Source organism: Pseudomonas sp. EA_15y_Pfl1_P101 (genome assembly GCF_963970835.1).
In the GTDB taxonomy this organism is placed as follows: domain Bacteria; phylum Pseudomonadota; class Gammaproteobacteria; order Pseudomonadales; family Pseudomonadaceae; genus Aquipseudomonas; species Aquipseudomonas tritici.
The window spans coordinates 429,845-449,337 of record NZ_CAXAPA010000002.1 but is presented as its reverse complement, the minus strand read 5'-3'; the positions used below and the strand labels follow the sequence as shown (position 1 = coordinate 449,337).

At 60.2% G+C, this 19,493-nt stretch carries 16 protein-coding genes; 8 read left to right on the top strand and 8 right to left on the bottom strand.

Annotated features, from left to right (window positions below; all coding sequences use genetic code 11):
* The first annotated feature begins 102 nt into the window (after positions 1–102).
* Positions 103–2,025 carry an acetyl-CoA hydrolase/transferase C-terminal domain-containing protein gene (locus AACY36_RS04475; protein ID WP_339496779.1) on the top strand — a complete coding sequence of 641 codons (1,923 nt, stop codon included), beginning with the start codon at positions 103–105 and terminating at the stop codon, positions 2,023–2,025.
* 82 nt (positions 2,026–2,107) lie between these two features.
* Here the strand turns inward: AACY36_RS04475 and AACY36_RS04470 are convergent, their stop codons facing one another.
* Positions 2,108–2,680, bottom strand: coding sequence for a xanthine phosphoribosyltransferase (locus AACY36_RS04470; protein WP_003195447.1), 573 nt, complete (start codon positions 2,678–2,680; stop codon positions 2,108–2,110).
* A 58-nt stretch (positions 2,681–2,738) separates the two neighbouring features.
* Positions 2,739–4,748, bottom strand: coding sequence for a DNA helicase Rep (gene rep / locus AACY36_RS04465; protein ID WP_339428300.1), 2,010 nt, complete (start codon positions 4,746–4,748; stop codon positions 2,739–2,741).
* Between the two features lie 256 nt (positions 4,749–5,004).
* On the opposite strand from rep, the gene AACY36_RS04460 reads away from it, so the two are divergent.
* Positions 5,005–6,669 (top strand): putative bifunctional diguanylate cyclase/phosphodiesterase, encoded by a 1,665-nt coding sequence (locus tag AACY36_RS04460; RefSeq protein ID WP_065875462.1) that lies wholly within the window; start codon positions 5,005–5,007, stop codon positions 6,667–6,669.
* Between the two features lie 29 nt (positions 6,670–6,698).
* On the opposite strand, the gene AACY36_RS04455 is transcribed toward AACY36_RS04460, so the two are convergent.
* Positions 6,699–8,102 (bottom strand): NorM family multidrug efflux MATE transporter, encoded by a 1,404-nt coding sequence (locus tag AACY36_RS04455; RefSeq protein ID WP_339415105.1) that lies wholly within the window; start codon positions 8,100–8,102, stop codon positions 6,699–6,701.
* 136 nt (positions 8,103–8,238) lie between these two features.
* Between AACY36_RS04455 and AACY36_RS04450 the strand changes: the two genes are divergently transcribed.
* Positions 8,239–9,159: a LysR substrate-binding domain-containing protein gene (locus AACY36_RS04450; protein ID WP_339415106.1), complete on the top strand. Its 921-nt coding sequence runs from the start codon at positions 8,239–8,241 to the stop codon at positions 9,157–9,159.
* Between the two features lie 177 nt (positions 9,160–9,336).
* Positions 9,337–11,313, top strand: a complete 1,977-nt coding sequence (locus AACY36_RS04445; protein ID WP_339415107.1) for a methyl-accepting chemotaxis protein — start codon at positions 9,337–9,339, stop codon at positions 11,311–11,313.
* A gap of 110 nt (positions 11,314–11,423) precedes the next feature.
* On the opposite strand, the gene AACY36_RS04440 is transcribed toward AACY36_RS04445, so the two are convergent.
* The 3 genes from AACY36_RS04440 to AACY36_RS04430 form a co-directional block, all read right to left on the bottom strand.
* Entirely contained in the window at positions 11,424–12,920 is a 1,497-nt protein-coding gene (locus AACY36_RS04440) for a YifB family Mg chelatase-like AAA ATPase (RefSeq protein ID WP_339428303.1), read from the bottom strand.
* 93 nt (positions 12,921–13,013) lie between these two features.
* Positions 13,014–14,294, bottom strand: coding sequence for an MFS transporter (locus AACY36_RS04435; RefSeq protein ID WP_339428304.1), 1,281 nt, complete (start codon positions 14,292–14,294; stop codon positions 13,014–13,016).
* A 17-nt stretch (positions 14,295–14,311) separates the two neighbouring features.
* The gene (locus tag AACY36_RS04430; protein ID WP_339415117.1) at positions 14,312–14,572 is read right to left on the bottom strand and encodes an accessory factor UbiK family protein; all 261 of its coding nucleotides are present in this window, start codon (positions 14,570–14,572) and stop codon (positions 14,312–14,314) included.
* A gap of 422 nt (positions 14,573–14,994) precedes the next feature.
* On the opposite strand from AACY36_RS04430, the gene glnK reads away from it, so the two are divergent.
* The 4 genes from glnK (at position 14,995) to sutA (ending at position 17,775) form a co-directional block, all read left to right on the top strand.
* On the top strand, positions 14,995–15,333 hold the full coding sequence (gene glnK, locus AACY36_RS04425) for a P-II family nitrogen regulator (protein ID WP_002555808.1): 339 nt from the start codon (positions 14,995–14,997) through the stop codon (positions 15,331–15,333).
* 34 nt (positions 15,334–15,367) lie between these two features.
* Positions 15,368–16,705, top strand: a complete 1,338-nt coding sequence (locus AACY36_RS04420) for an ammonium transporter (protein ID WP_049710955.1) — start codon at positions 15,368–15,370, stop codon at positions 16,703–16,705.
* Between the two features lie 210 nt (positions 16,706–16,915).
* Positions 16,916–17,341 carry a secondary thiamine-phosphate synthase enzyme YjbQ gene (locus AACY36_RS04415; protein ID WP_339415118.1) on the top strand — a complete coding sequence of 142 codons (426 nt, stop codon included), beginning with the start codon at positions 16,916–16,918 and terminating at the stop codon, positions 17,339–17,341.
* Between the two features lie 104 nt (positions 17,342–17,445).
* Positions 17,446–17,775, top strand: coding sequence for a transcriptional regulator SutA (gene sutA / locus AACY36_RS04410; protein ID WP_339415119.1), 330 nt, complete (start codon positions 17,446–17,448; stop codon positions 17,773–17,775).
* Positions 17,776–17,901: 126 nt separating this feature from the next.
* Here sutA and AACY36_RS04405 read toward each other — a convergent pair whose 3' ends face one another.
* The gene (locus AACY36_RS04405; RefSeq protein ID WP_339428306.1) at positions 17,902–18,597 is read right to left on the bottom strand and encodes an HAD family hydrolase; all 696 of its coding nucleotides are present in this window, start codon (positions 18,595–18,597) and stop codon (positions 17,902–17,904) included.
* The gene (gene xerC, locus AACY36_RS04400) at positions 18,594–19,493 is read right to left on the bottom strand and encodes a tyrosine recombinase XerC (RefSeq protein ID WP_339496777.1); all 900 of its coding nucleotides are present in this window, start codon (positions 19,491–19,493) and stop codon (positions 18,594–18,596) included. Before xerC ends, AACY36_RS04405 begins: the two co-directional genes overlap by 4 nt.

Genomic DNA, 19,493 nt, shown 5'->3' with positions numbered 1-19,493 from the left:
GGCTTTTTTGTGCCCGCAATTAGTGTTTCACCACTGTTCTTTGCAGCAAAGACCCGCCACTCTCTGTCCAACCCCTAATCACGGAATGTTCAGGAGGGTCGGATGGTGCAGTTGTGTTCAATCGAGCAAGCAGTTGATGACGTACTGGCGCGCTTGCCGGCGCATATCCACATGGGCATGCCGCTTGGCCTGGGCAAGCCCAACCTGTTTGCTAACGCGCTGTACCGGCGCATCGCTAAATTGCCGGATCGGGCGCTGACGATCTATACCGCCCTAAGTCTTGGCCGTCCGACGATGGGCGATGGCTTGCAGAAGCGCTTTCTCGAACCCTTTATCGAGCGAGTGTTTGGCGATTACCCCGAGCTGGATTTCCTCGCTGACCTGCATAAAGACAGCCTTCCAAAAAATATCCACGTGCAGCAGTTCTTCATGCAGCCCGGCAGCTTGCTCCACAGCGAATCGGCGCAGCAGGACTACGTCAGCAGCAACTACAGTCACGCTGCCCGCGACATTAATGCCGCCGGCCTGAACCTGGTGGCGCAATTGGTTGCGAGCAGCGCCGAACATCCTGATCGCCTGAGCCTGAGCTGCAACCCCGACATCACCCTCGACCTGCTGCCGATGATCGCCAAGCGACGTGATGCGGGGGAAACCGTGCTGATCGTTGGCCAAGTCCATAGCGATTTGCCCTACATGCCCGGCGATTCCGAGTTGGGCATGGACGCCTTCGACTACCTGATTGATAAAAAAGACAGCACCACGCTGTTCTCCACGCCGAATATGCCGGTGGGTTTCCAGGATCACTTTATCGGTCTGCATGCCAGCACCCTGGTGCGCGATGGCGGCACCTTGCAGATCGGTATCGGCTCGATGGGCGATGCGCTGACCGCCGCGTTGCTGGCGCGCCAAGCCGACAACGAGGCCTACCGGCTGCTGCTGACCGACATCGATGTGTATCAATGGGCGCCTTTGATCAGCCGGGAAGGGGGTGTCGATCCGTTCGCCCGTGGCCTGTATGGTTGCAGCGAGATGTTCGTCAACGGCCTGCTGGTACTGGCGGACGCGGGGATTATCCGCCGTAAGGTTTACCCGGATGTGGCGACCCAGGCGCAGGCCAACGCCGGCACGCTCGACGATGCGGCGCAGCCTGATGGCATCTCGATCCACGGTGGTTTCTTCCTTGGCCCGCGCAGTTTCTATCAGCGCCTGCAGGAAATGACCCACGCCAAGCGCCTTGAATTCAACATGACCCGCATCAGCTACATCAACGGGCTGTACGGCCAGGAAGAGCTCAAGCGCCTGCAACGCCGGGATGCGCGGTTTATCAACAGTGCGATTATCGTCACGTTGCTTGGCGCGGGTGTAGCCGACCAGTTGGAAGACGGTCGCGTGCTCAGCGGTGTGGGCGGGCAGTACAATTTCGTGGCCCAGGGCCATGCACTGGAAGGCGCGCGTTCGATCCTGATCCTGCGCAGCTGGCGCGAGTCGGCGGGGGAGGTCAGCTCCAATATCGTTTGGGGCTATGGGCATTGCACGATTCCCCGGCACCTGCGGGATATTGTCATCACCGAGTATGGGATTGCCGATTTGCGTGGGCAGACGGATGCCCAGGTTATCGAGGCATTGCTTAACATTACTGACTCACGCTTCCAGGACGATTTGATCGAACAGGCGCAAAAAGCCGGCAAGTTGCCCAAGGATTTCCAGCTGGATCCGCGCTTTGCCGATAACACGCCCGAGCGGCTACAGGCGATTCAAGCGCGCCATCGTCGGTTGTTTCCGGAATATCCACTGGGCAGTGATTTCACCGATGAGGAACGGGATTTGTTGCGGGCGCTGAACTGGCTCAAGAGCAAATTCAAGCTGACGGAGATGCTGGAGTTAGGCAAGGCGGCGTTGGATGCGCCTGAACCGGAGGCGTATCCGGAGCATTTGAAGCGGATGCGGTTGGATAAGCCGGAGGGACTGAAAGAGGACTTATACCAGCGCCTGCTACTCGCCGGCCTGCAGGCCACCGCGCACTAACAGCCAACACAGATCAAAATGTGGGAGCGAGCAACCCCGCACATTTTGATCTGTATTCACCTGGGATTTGCGGTGTCGCAAATTATTCGATGAAGGTGACCACGCCACCGGCCAGCGATTTCACACGCGCCAGCGACTCCACCCGATAACCCTGCGCATCCAGCTCCGCGCGGCCACCCTGGAACGACTTCTCGATCACAATCCCCAAGCCGGCAACGGTCGCGCCCGCCTGCTTGATGATCGAAATCAGCGCCTGGGACGCTTTCCCATTGGCCAAAAAGTCATCGATCACCAGCACGCGGTCGCTGCTGGTCAGGTGACGTGGCGAGATGGCTACGGTGCTTTCGGTTTTCTTGGTGAACGAGTACACCGTCGCCGACAGCAGGTTTTCCGTCAGGGTCAACGATTGCTGCTTGCGCGCGAAGATCACCGGTACACCCAGGTTCAGACCGGTCATGATCGCCGGGGCGATGCCAGAGGCTTCGATGGTGACAATCTTGGTGATGCCCGAATCCTTGAACAGCGCGGCGAATTCATCGCCGATCAGTTTCATCAGTGCCGGGTCGATCTGGTGGTTCAAAAAGGCGTCGACCTTGAGTACCTGATCGGAAAGCACGATGCCTTCTTCGCGAATTTTCTTGTGCAGTGCTTCCACGGAAAGCTTCCTCTAATGGCGCGGTGCGCGCCGAAAGTAGATTAAAAAGTAGTCGATTCTAGCGCTTTAACATCGCGCGTATATCCGCCAGGGCGGTGTTGCCGCGAACGGCCTTCACCTCGGTCGGGGTGTCGTCATTGCCTTCCCAGGCCAAGTCGTCCGGCGGCAGTTCATCCAGGAACCGGCTGGGCGCGCAATCGATGATTTCGCCGTACTGCTTGCGCTTGGCTGCAAAGGTGAAGGCCAGCGTCTGACGCGCGCGGGTAATGCCCACGTAGGCCAAGCGGCGCTCTTCTTCGATGGTGTCGGCTTCGATGCTGGAACGGTGCGGGAGGATTTCCTCTTCCATGCCCATGATGAACACGTAGGGGAATTCGAGGCCCTTGGACGCGTGCAAGGTCATCATCTGCACACCTTCGGCGCCGTCTTCCTCTTCTTGCTGGCGCTCGAGCATGTCGCGCAGCACCAGCTTGCCGATGGCATCCTCGACGGTCATCTCGCCGTCTTCGTCTTTTTCCAGGGTGTTCTTCAACGCTTCAATCAGGAACCAGACGTTGCCCATGCGGTAATCCGCGGCCTTGTCGCTGGAACTGTTGGTGCGCAGCCAGTTTTCATAGTCAATGTCCATGACCATGCTGCGCAGGGCGCTGATCGGATCTTCGCCGGCGCATTGCTCGCGCACCTTGTCCATGAAGCGCTTGAAGCGCGATAGGCGGTCGGTGAAGCGCGTGTCCAGGTGTTCGCCCAAGCCGATTTCGTCGGTAGCAGCGTACATCGAGATCTTGCGTTCCGTGGCGTAGTTGCCGAGTTTTTCCAGGGTCGTGGAGCCGATCTCCCGGCGCGGCACGTTGATCACGCGCAGGAACGCGTTGTCGTCGTCCGGGTTCACGATCAGGCGGAAGTAGGCCATCAGGTCTTTCACTTCCTGACGTCCGAAAAAGCTATTGCCGCCCGACAGTCGGTACGGAATCTGGTGGTGCTGCAGCTTCAGCTCGATCAGCTTGGCCTGGTAGTTGCCGCGATACAGGATCGCGAAGTCGCTGTAGGGGCGGTCGGTGCGCAGGTGCAAGGTCAGTAACTCGACGGCCACGCGCTCGGCTTCGGCGTCTTCGTTGCGGCAGCGGATCACGCGGATTTCGTCGCCGTGGCCCATCTCGCTCCACAGTTGTTTTTCAAACTCGTGGGGGTTGTTCGAGATCAGCACGTTGGCACAGCGCAGGATGCGGCTGGTGGAGCGGTAATTCTGCTCCAGCATCACCACTTTCAGGGACGGGTAGTCGTCCTTGAGCAGCATCAGGTTTTCCGGGCGGGCGCCACGCCAGGCGTAGATCGACTGGTCATCGTCGCCGACCACGGTGAACTGGTTGCGCTTGCCGATCAGCATCTTCACCAGCAGATACTGGCTGGCGTTGGTGTCCTGGTATTCGTCCACCAGCAGGTAGCGCACCTTGTTCTGCCATTTTTCGAGGACGTCGGCGTGTTCCTCGAACAGCTTGACCGGCTGCAGGATCAGATCATCGAAGTCCACCGCGTTGAACGCTTTGAGCGTGCGCTGGTAGTGGGTGTAGACGATCGCGGCAGTCTGTTCCTTGGGGTTGCGTGCGTTTTCCAGGGCCTGGGCGGGCAGGATCAGGTCGTTTTTCCAGGCGCCGATCATGTTCTTGATCTCATCCACGCCGTCGTCGCCTGCGTATTCCTTTTGCATGATGTCGGTCATCAGCGACTTCACGTCGGTCTCGTCGAAAATCGAGAAACCTGGCTTGTAGCCCAGACGTGCATGCTCCTTGCGGATAATGTTCAGCCCCAGGTTGTGGAACGTACACACGGTGAGCCCGCGGCCTTCGCCACCCTTGAGCAGGGTGCCGACACGTTCTTTCATTTCCCGCGCGGCCTTGTTGGTAAACGTCATGGCGACGATGTACTGGGCGCGGATGCCGCACTGCTGGATCAGGTGCGCGATCTTGCGGGTGATCACGCTCGTCTTGCCGGAGCCTGCGCCGGCGAGCACCAATAGAGGGCCGCCGACGTAGTTCACGGCTTCTTGCTGCCGGGGATTGAGTCGGGACATACGGAATTCAGGGAGTCGTTGTTCAAAAGGGCGGGCATTTTAACAGGCTGGCAGGATTCTGCCCTGTCAGAACGACAGTGTGACGTACCACTCGATCTAAATTTGCCGGTTTTGATACTTTGCCGCAGGATGTGGGGGTTGTTTGAGACTATTGTTTACATTTTGAGTGTTTGATACCCCCTATCATTGGTGATTCTAAGGGCGCACGTCATAATGCCCGCCGCCAACGAAATATTGCAGAGTCTAGGGAGCTAGCTTGTCTACGCCTGTCGAACCCTTGCGTTTGCTGCTGCTGGCCGATGAGCCCGCGTGGGCAGCGTTATTGCGCGAGTGCCTGGCGCCGATGGGCGATGGGGCTGTGCTGATCAGCGCGCCAAACTGGGAGTCCGTGAGTCGTTTGTTCGATGACGACCACAGCGCCGTGCTATTGACCACGCCCAGCCTGCAACCCGGCCCTGGCCGTTGCAGCCTGCCGTGCGTGTTGCTGCTGGAGCAAGAGCCCCTGGTATCGCCCCTTGGCGTCAGCGATTGGCTGGTCAGTGATGTATTGGACGCCGATACACTGCGCCGCTGCCTGCGCCACGTTCGCGAGCGCGGGCTGCTGGAAAATACCTTGCAGCGCCTGGCCGAACAGGACCCGCTCACCGGCATTGCCAACCGCCAGGGCTTCCAGACCCTGCTGGCGGCGCGGCTGGCCGAGAATGAGGGGCGCGGCCTGGCCCTCGGTCACCTGGACCTCGACAACTTCCGGCACGCCAACGATGCCCTCGGGCACCAGGCTGGCGACCGGCTGATCCTGCAAGTGGTCTCACGGCTCAAGAGCCAGCTTGAGGTCGGAGACCAATTGGCGCGTCTGGGCAGCGACGAATTCGCCCTGCTGATCGACACCCGCCGTGCACCCCAGCGTGCCGAGTGGATGGCCGAGCGCATTACTGAAGTCATGGCCGAACCCTACTGGGTGGATGGCGAAAGCTTACTGATCGGTTGCAGCCTGGGTGTGGCGCATGCTCGGGCTCGCGCCGGTGCCGACCCGCTGATGTGGCACGCCCATATCGCCATGCAGCAAGCCAAGAGCACCCAGGGCTGCACCTTTCATATCTTCAACGAACGCATCAACCGCAACGCGCGCAGCCTGGCCGACCTGGAAAGCGAGCTGCGCCGCGCCTTGCGTCGTGATGAACTGGAGCTGCATTACCAGCCGCGCCTGGACCTGGACGACGGGCACATCGTCGGCCTGGAAGCCCTGGTGCGCTGGCGTCATGGCGAGCGGGGCCTGTTGCCGCCGAGTGAATTCGTGCCGTTGGCCGAGCAAAGCGGCTTGATCGTGCCGCTGGGCTACTGGGTGATTTCCCGAGCCCTGCGCGACATGCAGGACCTGCGTGAACGCGGCCTGCCGCCGCTGCACATGGCGGTCAATCTGTCGTTTCGCCAGTTTCAGGACAGCCAGTTGCTTTCGACCCTCAGCCGGCTGATTTCCGAGCGTGGTGTGGAAGCGCAATGGTTGGAGTTCGAACTGACCGAAACGGCCGTGATGCGTCGCAGTGACCTGGTCAAGCAGACCATGGATGCGCTGGGTCGCCTTGGCGTGCGGTTTTCCCTGGACGATTTCGGCACCGGTTTCTCGTCGTTCGTGCACCTCAACAGCCTGCCGATTGCCTTGTTGAAGATCGACAAGAGCTTTGTCGGTGGGATGGAAGAGCGTGAAGAAAACCGCAAATTGGTGCACGCCATGATCAACCTGGCCCACAACCTCAACCTGGAAGTGGTTGCCGAGGGGGTGGAAACGCCTGAGCAGCTAGCGTTGTTGCGGCTGTTTGGGTGTGACCAGGCGCAGGGTTACCTGATCAGCAAGCCACTGCCATTACCGGAGTTAGTGGATTACCTGACGTTTGGCAAAGGACAGCAGGCTTTGCTGGGTTGAGCTGTAAACCCAATCCAAATGTGGGATTTCTAGTCCGGCTGCATCGCCTGAAATTCAGCGCGAACCTCCGGCTCCCGCCGAATCATCCGCTTCATCTTCACTTCAAACGCCCATGTCAGGCTGACCGCCGCACACGCCAGGCCCAGCGCCAAACCCCACCACACGCCGGTCGGCCCCCAGCCCAGGGTGAAGGCCATCAGCCAGGCCGAAGGCGCACCGATCAGCCAGTAGCAGCCGAGGCCGACCAGGAAGGTGGTCTTGGCATCTTTCAACCCGCGAATACAGCCCATGGCGATGGTTTGTACGCCATCGAACAACTCGAACCAGGCCGCGACGGCCAACAGGCTGACTGCCAGCACGATCACGTCGTGAAACGCCGGGTCGTTATGGTCGAGGAACAGCCCGATCAGCGGGTCGGAGAATAGCCAGAACACCAGCGCAAATCCCAGCATCACGGCAGCACCAAAGCTGATCCCGACGCGACCGGCCATACGCGCCTGCAACAACTGACCGGCGCCGTAATGCTGGCCGATGCGCATGGTGACCGCGTAGGACATCCCCGCCGGCACCATGAACGCCACCGAGACGATCTGCAGCGCGATCTGATGCGCCGCCAACTGTGTGCTGCCCATGGTGCCCATGCACAGTGCCGCAAAGGCAAACAAACCGACTTCCACCGCGTAGGTGCCCCCAATCGGCAGGCCCAGACGCCACAGCTCGCGCAGATATTGAGTGTTGAGGCGCAGCAGGCCGTTGCTCAGCGGATAGGCGGCATAGGTGCGGTTTTGGTGGATGTACCACATCAACGCCAGTGCCATCCCGTTGGCGACGATGGCCGTGACCAGCCCGATGCCCACGAGGCCGAGCTTCGGCAGGCCGAACATGCCTTCGATCAGTGCATGGTTGAGCAGGTAGTTGGCCACCGCGCCGCCGAGGCTGATCACCATTACCGGCGTCGCCTTGCCTATCGCGCTGGTGAAGCCGCGCAGGGCCATGAAACTCAGGAAGCCGGGTAGGGCGAACGGCAAAATCGTCAGGAATTGCCCGGCCGAGTGCACATTGGTTTCGGTCTGGCCAAACAACAGCAGCAGCGGTTTGAGGTTCCACAGTAACAGGCCGGCCGCCAAAGCCATCAGCCAAGCCAGCCATAGCCCGGCCTGGGTCAGCCGAGTGGCGCCTTCGATATCGCCCGCGCCGTGGCGAATAGCCACCAGCGTACCCACGGCGGCGATCACGCCGATGCAGAAAATCGACACGAACGAATAGCTCGCCGCACCCAGGCCGCCACCGGCCAGCGCTTCGGGGCTGAGACGGGCCATCATCAGGGTGTCGGTCAGCACCATCAGCATGTGCGCCAACTGTGAGGCAATCAACGGCCCCGATAGCCGCAGAATGGCCCAGAGTTCGCTACGCGCCGGATGCTGCATGATCATCACGCTCGAAAAGTCAGAGGGGTGGGGAAGGGTTGATTCTCGGCGCTCTCCGGCCGTTGCACAAAGGGATAAATGCGATCGTTAGCATGACTAATACTCATGGTAGGGTGCGGCATTGCCTTGTAGGAGCTTCCCTATGTCGCGTCGTCTTCCTCCGCTTTATGCCTTGCGCGCATTTGAAGCCGCGTCACGGCACAACTCCTTTACCCGCGCGGCAGAGGAGCTTTCGATTACGCAAAGTGCAGTGAGCAGACATATCCGCACGCTGGAAGAGCATTTCGCCTGCCGCCTGTTCCAGCGCAGTGGGCGCACCTTGCAACTCACCGAAGCCGCGCGCCTGCTATTGCCCGGTGTCCGTGAAGGTTTCGCCGCGCTGGAACGGGCCTGCCATACCCTGAACGCCGAAGATGACATCCTGCGCATGAAGGCACCGTCGACCCTGACCATGCGTTGGCTGTTGGCGCGGCTCAGTCGCTTCCGCGCATTGCAGCCGGGCAACGAAGTGCAATTGACCAGTGCTTGGATGAACATCGACGAAGTGGATTTCAATCAGGAGCCGTTCGATTGCGCGGTACTGCTGAGTAACGGCCACTTCCCGGCAGATTGGGAGGCGTGTTACCTGTTTCCCGAAATGCTGATACCGGTCGGCGCCCCCAACCTGCTGAACGACGGCCCTTGGGATGTGGCACGGCTGGCAACCGCCGAGCTGCTGCATCCGACGCCAGATCGTCGTGACTGGCGTTACTGGTTGGAGCGCATGAGGTTGTCATCCGAAGTGTCGCTCAAGGGCGGCCAGGTATTCGATACCCTCGAGCTGGGCATGATCGCCGCCGCACGGGGTTATGGTGTGTCGATGGGCGACTTGCTGATGGTGGCCGAAGATGTGGCCCAAGGGCGGCTGAGCTTGCCCTGGCCAACCGCCGTGGCCAGTGGCGAAAATTACTACCTGGTGTGGCCGAAAACCCGTCCCGGTGGCGAGCGTTTGCGGCGCTTGGCGGAGTTTCTGCAGGCGGAAGTCAAGGCGATGGAATTGCCCCGGGTCGAATGCCTCGATTGAGGGATGGCAAACCGTTCGTGCAATCGTTTGCGCGATACCCCTGTAGATCGCTCAAGTATTGTCTCGACCTGCCGAAGTAAGGTGTGTTTGAACGTTCGTGCACAGCGTTCCCCACCAGATAATTTGCCAAGCAGCGCTATGAGATCAGGATGATCCTGGCCTCGGCCAGGAGCCTTCATGTCTCAACCTCGCGCCCGCATAGCCTCACAGTTAGGTATCGCTTTAGCCTTGATTCTGGCTGTCGCCATTGGTGGCAGCACTGTCTTTGCCCTGCGTTCCCTCGACTCAGCCAACCTCCATACCCGCGAGGAACACTTGGCCAGTGAAGCGCGGTTGCTCGCCGACCAACTCAACACGTTCCACAGCACGCTGCGTGAGAGCACCGAGCGCCTGACCGGGCTGTTCGAGAAGCGTTTCAGTGCCGGCTTGAGCGTACGGCCCGATCAACCCGTCGCGGTCGCTGGTGTACAGACGCCAAGCTTGTACTTGGGCAGCGATCTACTGAACAACAACTTCGACGAAGTGGACAAGTTCAAGCAGATGTCCGGTGGTGTGGCCACGGTATTTGTGCGCAGCGGCGACGACTTCATCCGTGTCAGCACCTCGCTGGCCAAGCAGGATGGCAATCGCGCCATTGGCACTGTGCTTGACCGCAATGCGCCGGCCTATTCGCGTGTGTTCAGTGGGCAAACCTACATCGGCCGAGCGGTGTTGTTCGATCGCTCCTACATGACTCAATACAGCCCGGTGCGCGACGCCAGCGGCAAAGTCATCGCGGTGCTGTTCATCGGCTTTGACTATACCGACGCCCAGAACGTGCAGTTCGAGAACCTCAAACGCTTCCGTATCGGTGAGACCGGTTCCCTGGCCTTGCTGGATGAGCAGAAGCGCTGGCTGGTGCCGCCGGCTGGCGTGCAGGCGCTGGATCAAGCAGTGCCCGTCATGTTGGACCTGGCTAAGACGCCAAGTGTCGGCCGCTTTTGGGCTGACAAAAACGAAGACTTCTACAGCGTATCGGTGCCCTTCGAAGGCGGGCCGTGGGCCGTGGTTGCGAGCATGCCCAAAGCCGAGATTCGCTCGGTGACGTGGGAAGTCGGCATCCGCCTAGTGATTGGCAGCGTGCTGGCGATGCTGCTGGCAGTGGGCGCAACCGTCTGGCTGCTTCGCAGCAAACTGGCGCCACTGGGCGACCTGGTGCGCCAGGCCGAAGCCTTGGGCGCGGGTGATTTGAGCGCACGCCTGAATGTGTCCAGCCATGATGAAATCGGCCAGCTAGCGCGCAGTTTCAACCAGATGGGTGAAGCGCTGTCGACCATGGTCTCGCATATCCGCAACGCCGCCGGAGAGGTCAACAGCCGTGCCCAGGCGTTGTCCGGTTTGTCCGGCGGTGCCTATGAAGGCATGGAGCAGCAGTCCGGCGAGATCACCAGCATGGCCGGCGCGGTAGAAGAGTTCAGCGCCACCTCGCTGAACATCGCCGACAACATGGGCGCCACAGAGCGCCTGGCCCAGGAAAACGCTCAGCAGACCCGCATCGGCCGTAACTCGATGCAAGAGGCGTCGTCGTCCCTGGAACACATCGCCACGGCCCTCAACAGCACGGCCACGGTGATCAACACCCTGGGCCAGCGCTCCCAGGAAATTGGGGGGATCGTCGGGGTGATTACGTCGATCGCCGATCAGACCAACCTGCTGGCACTCAACGCGGCTATCGAGGCCGCACGGGCCGGTGAGCAAGGCCGTGGTTTTGCCGTTGTCGCCGATGAAGTACGCAACTTGGCGTCGCGCACCCGAGAGGCTACGGACGAGATCTCTGGGATGATCCAGAGTATCCAGCAAGAAACCGGCAATGCCATCAGCACCATGGAAGACGGTAACGTACTGATGCAGGAAGGTCTGTCGCGTAACGCCGACGTGGCTTCAGCCCTGGCGCGTATCGACGAACAAAGCCGTTCGGCCGGTGAGCAGTTCGCTGCGATCACCACCGCCACCCAGGAACAGAGCAGCACCGCGACCTTGCTTAGCAGCAACCTGCAGAGCATTGCGCTGGCCAACAGTGAGCAGCGTGAAGTGGTGTCGAACCTGGCAGTTACCGCCAAGGAACTGGAGACGCTGGCGGCGGGTTTGCGGCATGAGGTGGATCGGTTCCGCTGAAACTCCGCAGATCAATTGTGGGACCTGGGCTTGCCTGCTAGGCACGTTCAACCTTGAATATCTATGGGTGTCGAAGGCAGGCAGCTCCCCTGTTTGATTATGTGCACGGCTCAGGTGATCGCTGCCGGCCGGTATTGCAGGGCCTCTTTAAGGTGATCGCGCGAAATGGCGACCGCTTGCTCCAGATCTGCCAAGGTGCGGGCCACCTTCAACAATCGATGAGCTGCACGCAGCGACAGCGTCAGACGCTCGCAAGCGTTCTCCAGCCAGCCCTCATCGACCTTGGTCAGCTTGCAATGCTTGCGTAGCCCCGGCAGATCAAGAAACGCGTTGGCACACCCCTGGCGTTTTTGCTGATGCTCTCGGGCCTGGGCGACCAGCGCCGATGCATGAGCAGTTGTGTCGCCAGCTTGGCGGATTGGGTTCAGCGCAGTCGTTTCCCGTGCCACCGTCAGGTGCAAGTCGATCCGGTCCAGCAATGGCCCGGAGAGTTTGTTGCGGTAACGCTGGATCTGCTCCGGCGTGCAGCGACAACGCCCGCTGGGCTCCCCCATATAACCGCAAGGGCACGGGTTCATTGCCGCCACCAACTGAAAACGAGCTGGAAAACTCACGCGGTCGCGCGCGCGGGAGATGACGATATGTCCCGATTCCAACGGCTCTCGCAGCACCTCCAACACCTTACGGTCAAACTCCGGCAACTCATCTAGGAACAACACACCATGATGGGCCAGGGTGATCTCCCCAGGTTGCGGTTTTGATCCGCCGCCCACCAGCGCCGGGCCTGAGGCCGAGTGATGTGGCTGGCGAAACGGCCGATGCGGCCAATGACTCAGCGGGGCCAGGCTGACCACGGACTGAATCGCTGCAACCTCCAAGGCTTCCTGCTCACTCAAGGGTGGCAACAATCCAGGCAGACGACTGGCGAGCAACGTTTTACCGGTACCAGGCGGGCCGCTGAACAACAAGTTATGCGCCCCCGCCGCCGCTATCAGTAACGCCCGCTTGGCCGCCAATTGGCCTTGTACTTCACTCAGGTCGGGATAGGGTTTATTCAAGTACAGCAAGCCATCGGATTTGTACGGCTCAATCGGCTGATGCCCATTCAGGTGCGCGACCACCTGAAGCAAGTGGTCCACTGCGATCACTTTCAACCCCGACGCCAGGCACGCCTCTTCGGCATTCGCCCTGGGCACTATCACGGTACGCCCGGCCTTGCGCGCCGCCAGCGCCGCCGGTAACACGCCTTTCACGGCGCGTACTTCCCCGGACAGCGCCAACTCCCCCAGGCATTCCACGTCATCGAGCATCAACGCCGGCACCTGCACACTGGCTGCCAGGATGCCCAGGGCAATCGCCAGATCAAAACGCCCGCCGTCCTTGGGCAGGTCGGCGGGCGCGAGGTTGAGGGTGATGCGCCGGGCCGGGTATTGCAGGGCGGAGTTGAGGATAGCGCTGCGCACGCGGTCCTTGCTTTCCTTGACCGCCGTTTCCGGCAGGCCCACCAGCGTCAGGGACGGCAAACCATTGGCCATATGCACTTCAACGGTGACGGCGGGGGCTTCGACGCCAATCTGGGCGCGGCTGTGGACGATCGCGAGGGACATGCTCGTTCCTTGAATGGGAGGCCGCTTCCTGCGGTTTTTCAAGGGTAGACGAGGGATGGCAGGGGGTAAGGGATCAGACTTTTACAGGACGTATCAACGCGCAAAGGCGTCGGGATATTTATCCAGGTAAGCATCGCTGAGTTGTGTGTCGGGGGAGCGCATGAATGTGCGGAAGTCGGGAATCAGGAACACAAGTAGCGACAACCACAGCACCATCGCACCCAGTGACGTGATGGTCAGTGCGACACCGAGGTGAGCGATCAGGCCGTTCATGGCAAAACTGCCCAGCGGGCTGGCGGCTGCGGAGAGGAAGGACACGGTGGCAAAGATCCGATTGCGATGCTGCTTGGGTGTCGCCAGCAACCTGACGGCAGAGGTAGGAATGTTGATCAGCATCAGGCCTACCCCGCCGCAGAAAAACGCCAGCGGTACCTCGAATATCGACGAGAGCGTGCCTGCCACCCACAGATTGCCTCCCAACAGTGCAAACCCCGCAGCGACACACAAGTCACGCGGCACCCGCTCGGTCAACCAGCCGACGATCTTGTAACTGCCCGCCAAAATGCCCAGGCCAAAGCACGCATCCAGCAGGCCGAGGTAGGTCACCGGGTACTGGATAACCGTCTTCACATACAACGGTAGCAGGATGGTAAAGAACGGAAACAGGGCAAAATTGACGAGCATCGCCACGAGCGCAAGGTAGAACTCGACCTTCACACCATAGACCGCCTTAAATCCCGAATAAATCATTCTGAAGCCGTTGGAGGTTGGCGCTTGTTCATCCGGAGCACTGGCGCCGAGCTGGCTTGGGACCGTTGCAACCAACAGTGCCGCTCCCAGCATCGCAAAACAGTCGACGGTAAAAGTCAGCAGGGTTCCAAAACCGAAAATCAGCGCGCTGGCGATGACGGGGCCAAGCAAGTTGGCAATGGACGACAGCATGCTTTTGGTGCGAACGGCGAGCGAGACCTGATCGGCGCCCGCGAACAACGGAATAATCGACGATTGCAGCGGGTCCCTCACGCCGGCGACGGCACTGCCGATCAGCATCAGGGCGCCGACGCTCCACGGGTTGAACAACTGCGTAGCGGACAGCACAACCATCAGCAGCGCGGTCAGCACGCTTGTCAGGGAGGCCAGCTTGAGGATCAGAATCTTGTTGTACTTGTCACCCAGCCATCCCAGCAGTGGCCGGGCGAGCACTTCCGCCGCGATTGAACAGGCGATCATGTTGGCGAAGGCGAGGGCGGAGCCGATTTCCTGCAAGGCCCACCACGCCACAGCAAGCTGGTTGCAGCGTCCACCGAGCACGACCAGCAAAAAGCTGAATTGTATTTTCAGCAGGCGCCGGTCAAGGGCGGGTAAGCCCCACATGGAGGGTTTGATGCCGGTTATTCGCCCGCTGGCGTCAACCGTGCTTCCAACTCCGCGACTTTAGCCTCCAGGCTCTCCAATCGCGCACGCGTGCGGGCAAGCACCACCATCTGGCTATCGAACTCTTCCCGGCTGACCAGATCAAGTTTGCTGAAGCCGCTTTGCAGCAATGCCTTGAATTGGCTTTCGATCTCATTGCGAGGCAGCGGGGTATCGCCGTTGAACAAGCGGGAGGCGTGGCCGCTCAGGGCGTCGAGGAGGTCTTTGGGCGCGAGCATGGGAAATATTCCGGAAAACTGTTGGCCGCCAGTGTATCACGCAGCGTCTATAGTCTTTTTCATGGCGGCGCACGCACGCTTTTCGCGCAGGGGGCTGGGCGCTGGCGCACTGTTTTTGTGCGCATTGCCGCCGCCATTAGGCCCAGCAGGTGGACATAAGTGGGCAAAGGACTGATTTCAGTCATTTTTACGGAGCTGGCAAGGTTTCTGCTTAGACGATCATGACCCATGCACTGATGCAGTCGCTGTGACGAATGCAGTGCGCCGACGGATCAGGGGTACAGGTTTCGTCACCAGTGGTTCGCTGGCGTCGCAAAGGCAAATGCCGAGGCGACGACGCGTTACAAAGCCAGGCACTGCGCTTAGACTTGAGACGGGTTTGTTTTCCTGGGGCAAGTCCACCAATTCGGGAGAGAGTTTTCATGAAGCTAGTCACTGCCATCATCAAGCCGTTCAAGTTGGACGATGTGCGCGAGTCGTTGTCCGAGATCGGCGTGCAGGGCATTACCGTTACTGAGGTCAAAGGCTTCGGTCGGCAGAAGGGTCACACCGAGCTGTATCGCGGCGCGGAATACGTGGTCGATTTCCTGCCAAAGGTGAAGATTGATGTCGCCATTGACGACAAGGATCTTGACCGGGTTATCGAGGCGATAACCAAGGCTGCCAACACCGGCAAGATCGGTGACGGCAAGATCTTCGTGGTCAATCTGGAACAGGCTATTCGCATCCGTACCGGCGAAACCGATACCGACGCAATCTAAGCCGCCAAACCCCAACGCCCCAGGAGAAAACAATATGACTCTGCGTAAATTCGCAGGGCTCGGAGCCCTGTTGTCCATCGTAATGCCAAGCCTGGCCATGGCGGCAGACGAAGTGGCGGCTCCAGTCCTCAATTCCGGTGACACCGCGTGGATGCTTACGTCCACCGCGCTGGTGCTGTTCATGACCATTCCAGGCCTGGCGCTGTTCTACGGCGGTATGGTGCGCTCCAAAAACATTCTTTCCGTGATGATGCAGTGCTTTGCCATCACCGGCCTGATCAGCATCCTGTGGGTCGTCTACGGCTACAGCATCGCGTTTGATACGACCGGGATGGAGCAGGGCGTCGTCAACTTCAACTCCTTCTTCGGCGGCATGGGCAAGGCGTTCCTGGCGGGCGTTACCCCGGCCAGCATCACCGGGCCTGCGGCACTGTTTCCGGAAGCCGTGTTCATCACCTTCCAGATGACGTTCGCCATCATCACCCCGGCGCTGATCGTCGGTGCCTTCGCCGAGCGCATGAAGTTCTCCGCGATGCTGATCTTCATGGCTATCTGGTTCACCCTGGTCTATGCGCCAATCGCGCACATGGTCTGGAGCGGTAACGGTGGGCTGTTGTGGGACTGGGGCGTGCTGGACTTCGCTGGCGGCACCGTGGTGCACATCAACGCCGGTGTGGCGGGTCTGGTGGCGTGCATCGTGCTCGGCAAGCGCAAAGGCTTCCCGACCACCCCAATGGCACCGCACAACCTGGGTTACACCCTGATCGGCGCGGCCATGCTGTGGGTGGGCTGGTTCGGCTTCAACGCCGGTTCCGCTGCTGCCGCCAACGGCACCGCCGGCATGGCGATGCTGGTTACCCAGATCGCTACCGCTGCTGCGGCGCTGGGCTGGATGTTCGCTGAGTGGATCACCCACGGCAAGCCAAGCGCACTGGGTATCGCCTCGGGTGTAGTGGCTGGCTTGGTTGCAGTCACCCCAGCTGCCGGCACTGTCGGCCCGATGGGTGCCCTGGTGATCGGTCTAGTCGCCGGTGTGATCTGCTTCTTCTGCGCCACCAGCCTCAAGCGCAAGCTGGGCTACGACGACTCCTTGGACGCGTTCGGCGTGCACGGTATCGGCGGTATCGTCGGTGCGATCCTCACCGGTGTGTTTGCAGCCCCGGCACTGGGCGGCTTCGGCACCGTGACTGACGTGGCTGCACAGGTCTGGATCCAGTGCAAAGGTGTAGGTTTCACCGTGATCTACACAGCTATCGTGACCTACATCATCCTCAAGGTGCTGGACATGGTCATGGGCTTGCGGGTGACCGAAGAGGAAGAGGCTGTCGGCCTCGACCTGGCGCAACACAACGAGCGCGGTTACAACTTGTAATTACGCGAAAAAAGATGCCCGGCTTGCCGGGCATTTTTTTGCCTGGAGTTTGTCAGTCATACCAAGCTGTACCGGTTTTTACGCAGCGTTTGTGATGGGATACACAAGGCGCTTTTCAGCGTGCCAATGTCTTACAGGCATGTAGGCGTATTCGGCACTTTGTTTTTTCCCAGAGCACGCTAGAATGCGCGCCGATAGGCGGAGAACTGTATGTGGCAACAGACCTTGATTACTCTGCGGCCCAAGCCCCGGGGCTTTCACCTGGTGACCGATGAGTTGCTGGCCGGCTTGCCTGGATTGAAGGCCTGTCGCGTGGGCTTGTTGCATTTGTGGCTGCAGCACACCTCGGCCTCGTTGACCATCAACGAGAATGCCGACCCGGCGGTTCGCCGTGACTTCGAACGTTTTTTCAACTCGCTGGTGCCGCAAGGGCGTGCAGGGTTCGAACACAACGACGAAGGTCCGGATGATCTGCCGGCGCATTTCAAGGCCAGTCTGCTGGGCTGCCAGCTGAGTTTGCCGGTGCAGGCCGGCCGCTTGGCGATAGGGACCTGGCAAGGTGTTTATCTGGGCGAGCACCGTGATCATGGCGGTGCTCGTAAAGTCCTCGCCACCTTGCACGGTGATGGGGCGTAAGCCACTGGTTATCCGGTGGATGTTGATTTTTTTTCCGGCAGCCGTCGACAGAGGGTGAAGCTGGGCTATAACTAATCTGCTTTTCGCAAGTCATGAGGTAGAACATGAGCGACGATGATCTGGAAAACGACGAACTCGAAGTAGGTGACGACGAGACCGAGGAAGGTCTTGAAGCGGCAGTCGAAGACGTTGCTGACGAAGGTGATGACGGTGGCGATGACGCACCTGTCAAAGCAGCCAAGGGCAAAGCCAAGGCAGCTGTGTCGGTAGATGAATTGCCAAGCGTTGAAGCCAAGAACAAAGAGCGCGATGCCCTGGCCCGTGCGATGGAAGAATTCCTCGCTAAAGGCGGCAAAGTGGTCGAAGTCGAGGCTAACGTGGTGGCAGACCCGCCGAAGAAGCCTGATAACAAGTACGGCAGCCGGCCTATCTAGGGTCAATTGCATGCTTGCGTGAAAAGCCCGCCGTCGCTGCGGGTTTTTTCATGGGTGGAATAAATTCGCGGCCTGCCGTAATACTCTGTGAGAGCAGGCAAGCCAGCTCCCACATTCGGCTCTGTGCTAGTTCCAGCTATCCAGCAATGCTGGCAACTCCGTCAGGCTACGAATCTGCGCATCCGGGCGTTTTTCCCCCTCCCACACCTTGCCTGTCGGATTGAACCACACCGCCCGAAGCCCCGCCTGCTGTGCGCCGGCAATGTCATCCCCTGGATGATCGCCAATATGCACCGCTGCGCTGGCGTCCACGCCACCGCGCTGCAACGCTTCCTGAAACAATCGCGCATCCGGCTTGGCGATACCTATGTCTTCGGCACGCAGCGCAAAGTGGAAATAATCCGCCAAGCCCACCCGCTGCACATCGGCATTGCCGTTGGTGATCACCCCCAGCAGAAAGTGCTGGCGCAGCACTTGCAGCATCGGCTCGGCTTCGGGGAATGGGGTGATCTGGTGCCGCGCATGGATGAAGGCTTCGAAACACACGTCCGCCATCTCCGTGGCCTCAGGCTGTGGATAACCGGCCTCTTCAAATGCATGCATCAACACCCGGTGGCGCAGGAGGCTGATACGGTGTTTCAGCTCAGGATAACGCTCCAGCACCTGTTGGCGCAGAGTGGCGAAATGCTCCAGAGGCAGGTCGCCGACCTTGGACGCGTGGGTGGCCAGCCATTCGCGCATCGACGCTTCGGCGCTGATGATGACCGGTACGTTGTCCCAGAGCGTGTCGTCCAGGTCGAAGGTGATCAGCTTGATACTCATGAGTCGCCGCCCTTGATGCGTTTGGCCCGTGGATGGGCGCTGTCGTACACCGTTGCCAAGTGTTGGAAATCCAGATGGGTGTAGATCTGCGTGGTCTTGATGTCAGAGTGGCCGAGCAGCTCTTGAACTGCGCGCAAGTCTTGAGACGATTCCAGCATATGGCTGGCAAAGGAGTGTCGCAGCATGTGTGGGTGCAGGTTTTGCCCCAATTCGCGCTCACCCGCCGCCTTGACCCGCACTTGAATCGCCCGTGGCCCCAGGCGGCGGCCTTGCTGGCTGACAAACACCGCGTCGTCCGCCGGGTTGGTCAACAGGCGCAGCGGTAGCCACAACTGCAAGGCTTCCCGCGCTTTGCGGCCTACGGGCAGCACTCGGGTCTTGCTGCCCTTGCCGAGCACTTGCACCAGGCCGTCGGCGAGGTCGAGTTGATCCAGGTTCAGGCCGGTCAGCTCCGAGAGGCGCAAGCCTGAGGAATAGAACAGCTCCAGGATCGCCTGGTCGCGATGGGCCAGGAAGTCATCCTCGACGGCACCATCGAGCAGTTGCAGGGCGCGGTCGGTGTCCAGGGTCTTGGGCAGGCGCCGTTCGCCCTTGGGGGGCGACAGGCCATTGGCCGGGTCGTGGTCGCACAGGCCTTCACGGTTCAGATAATGATAAAACCCGCGGACGGCCGAGAGCAGGCGCGACAGGCTGCGCGAAGATTGGCCCGCCTGGTGCAGGCGCGCGACCAGGCTGCGCAGGCTCTGGATATCCAGGGCCTTCCAGCTGCTGATCTGTTGTTTTTCGCAGTACGCCAGGACCTTGTTCAAGTCCCGCCGGTAAGCTTCCAGGGTGTGAGGCGACACCTGGCGCTCGTTGCGCAGGTGAGCGCAGTAAGCGTCCAGTTGCCGTTCCAT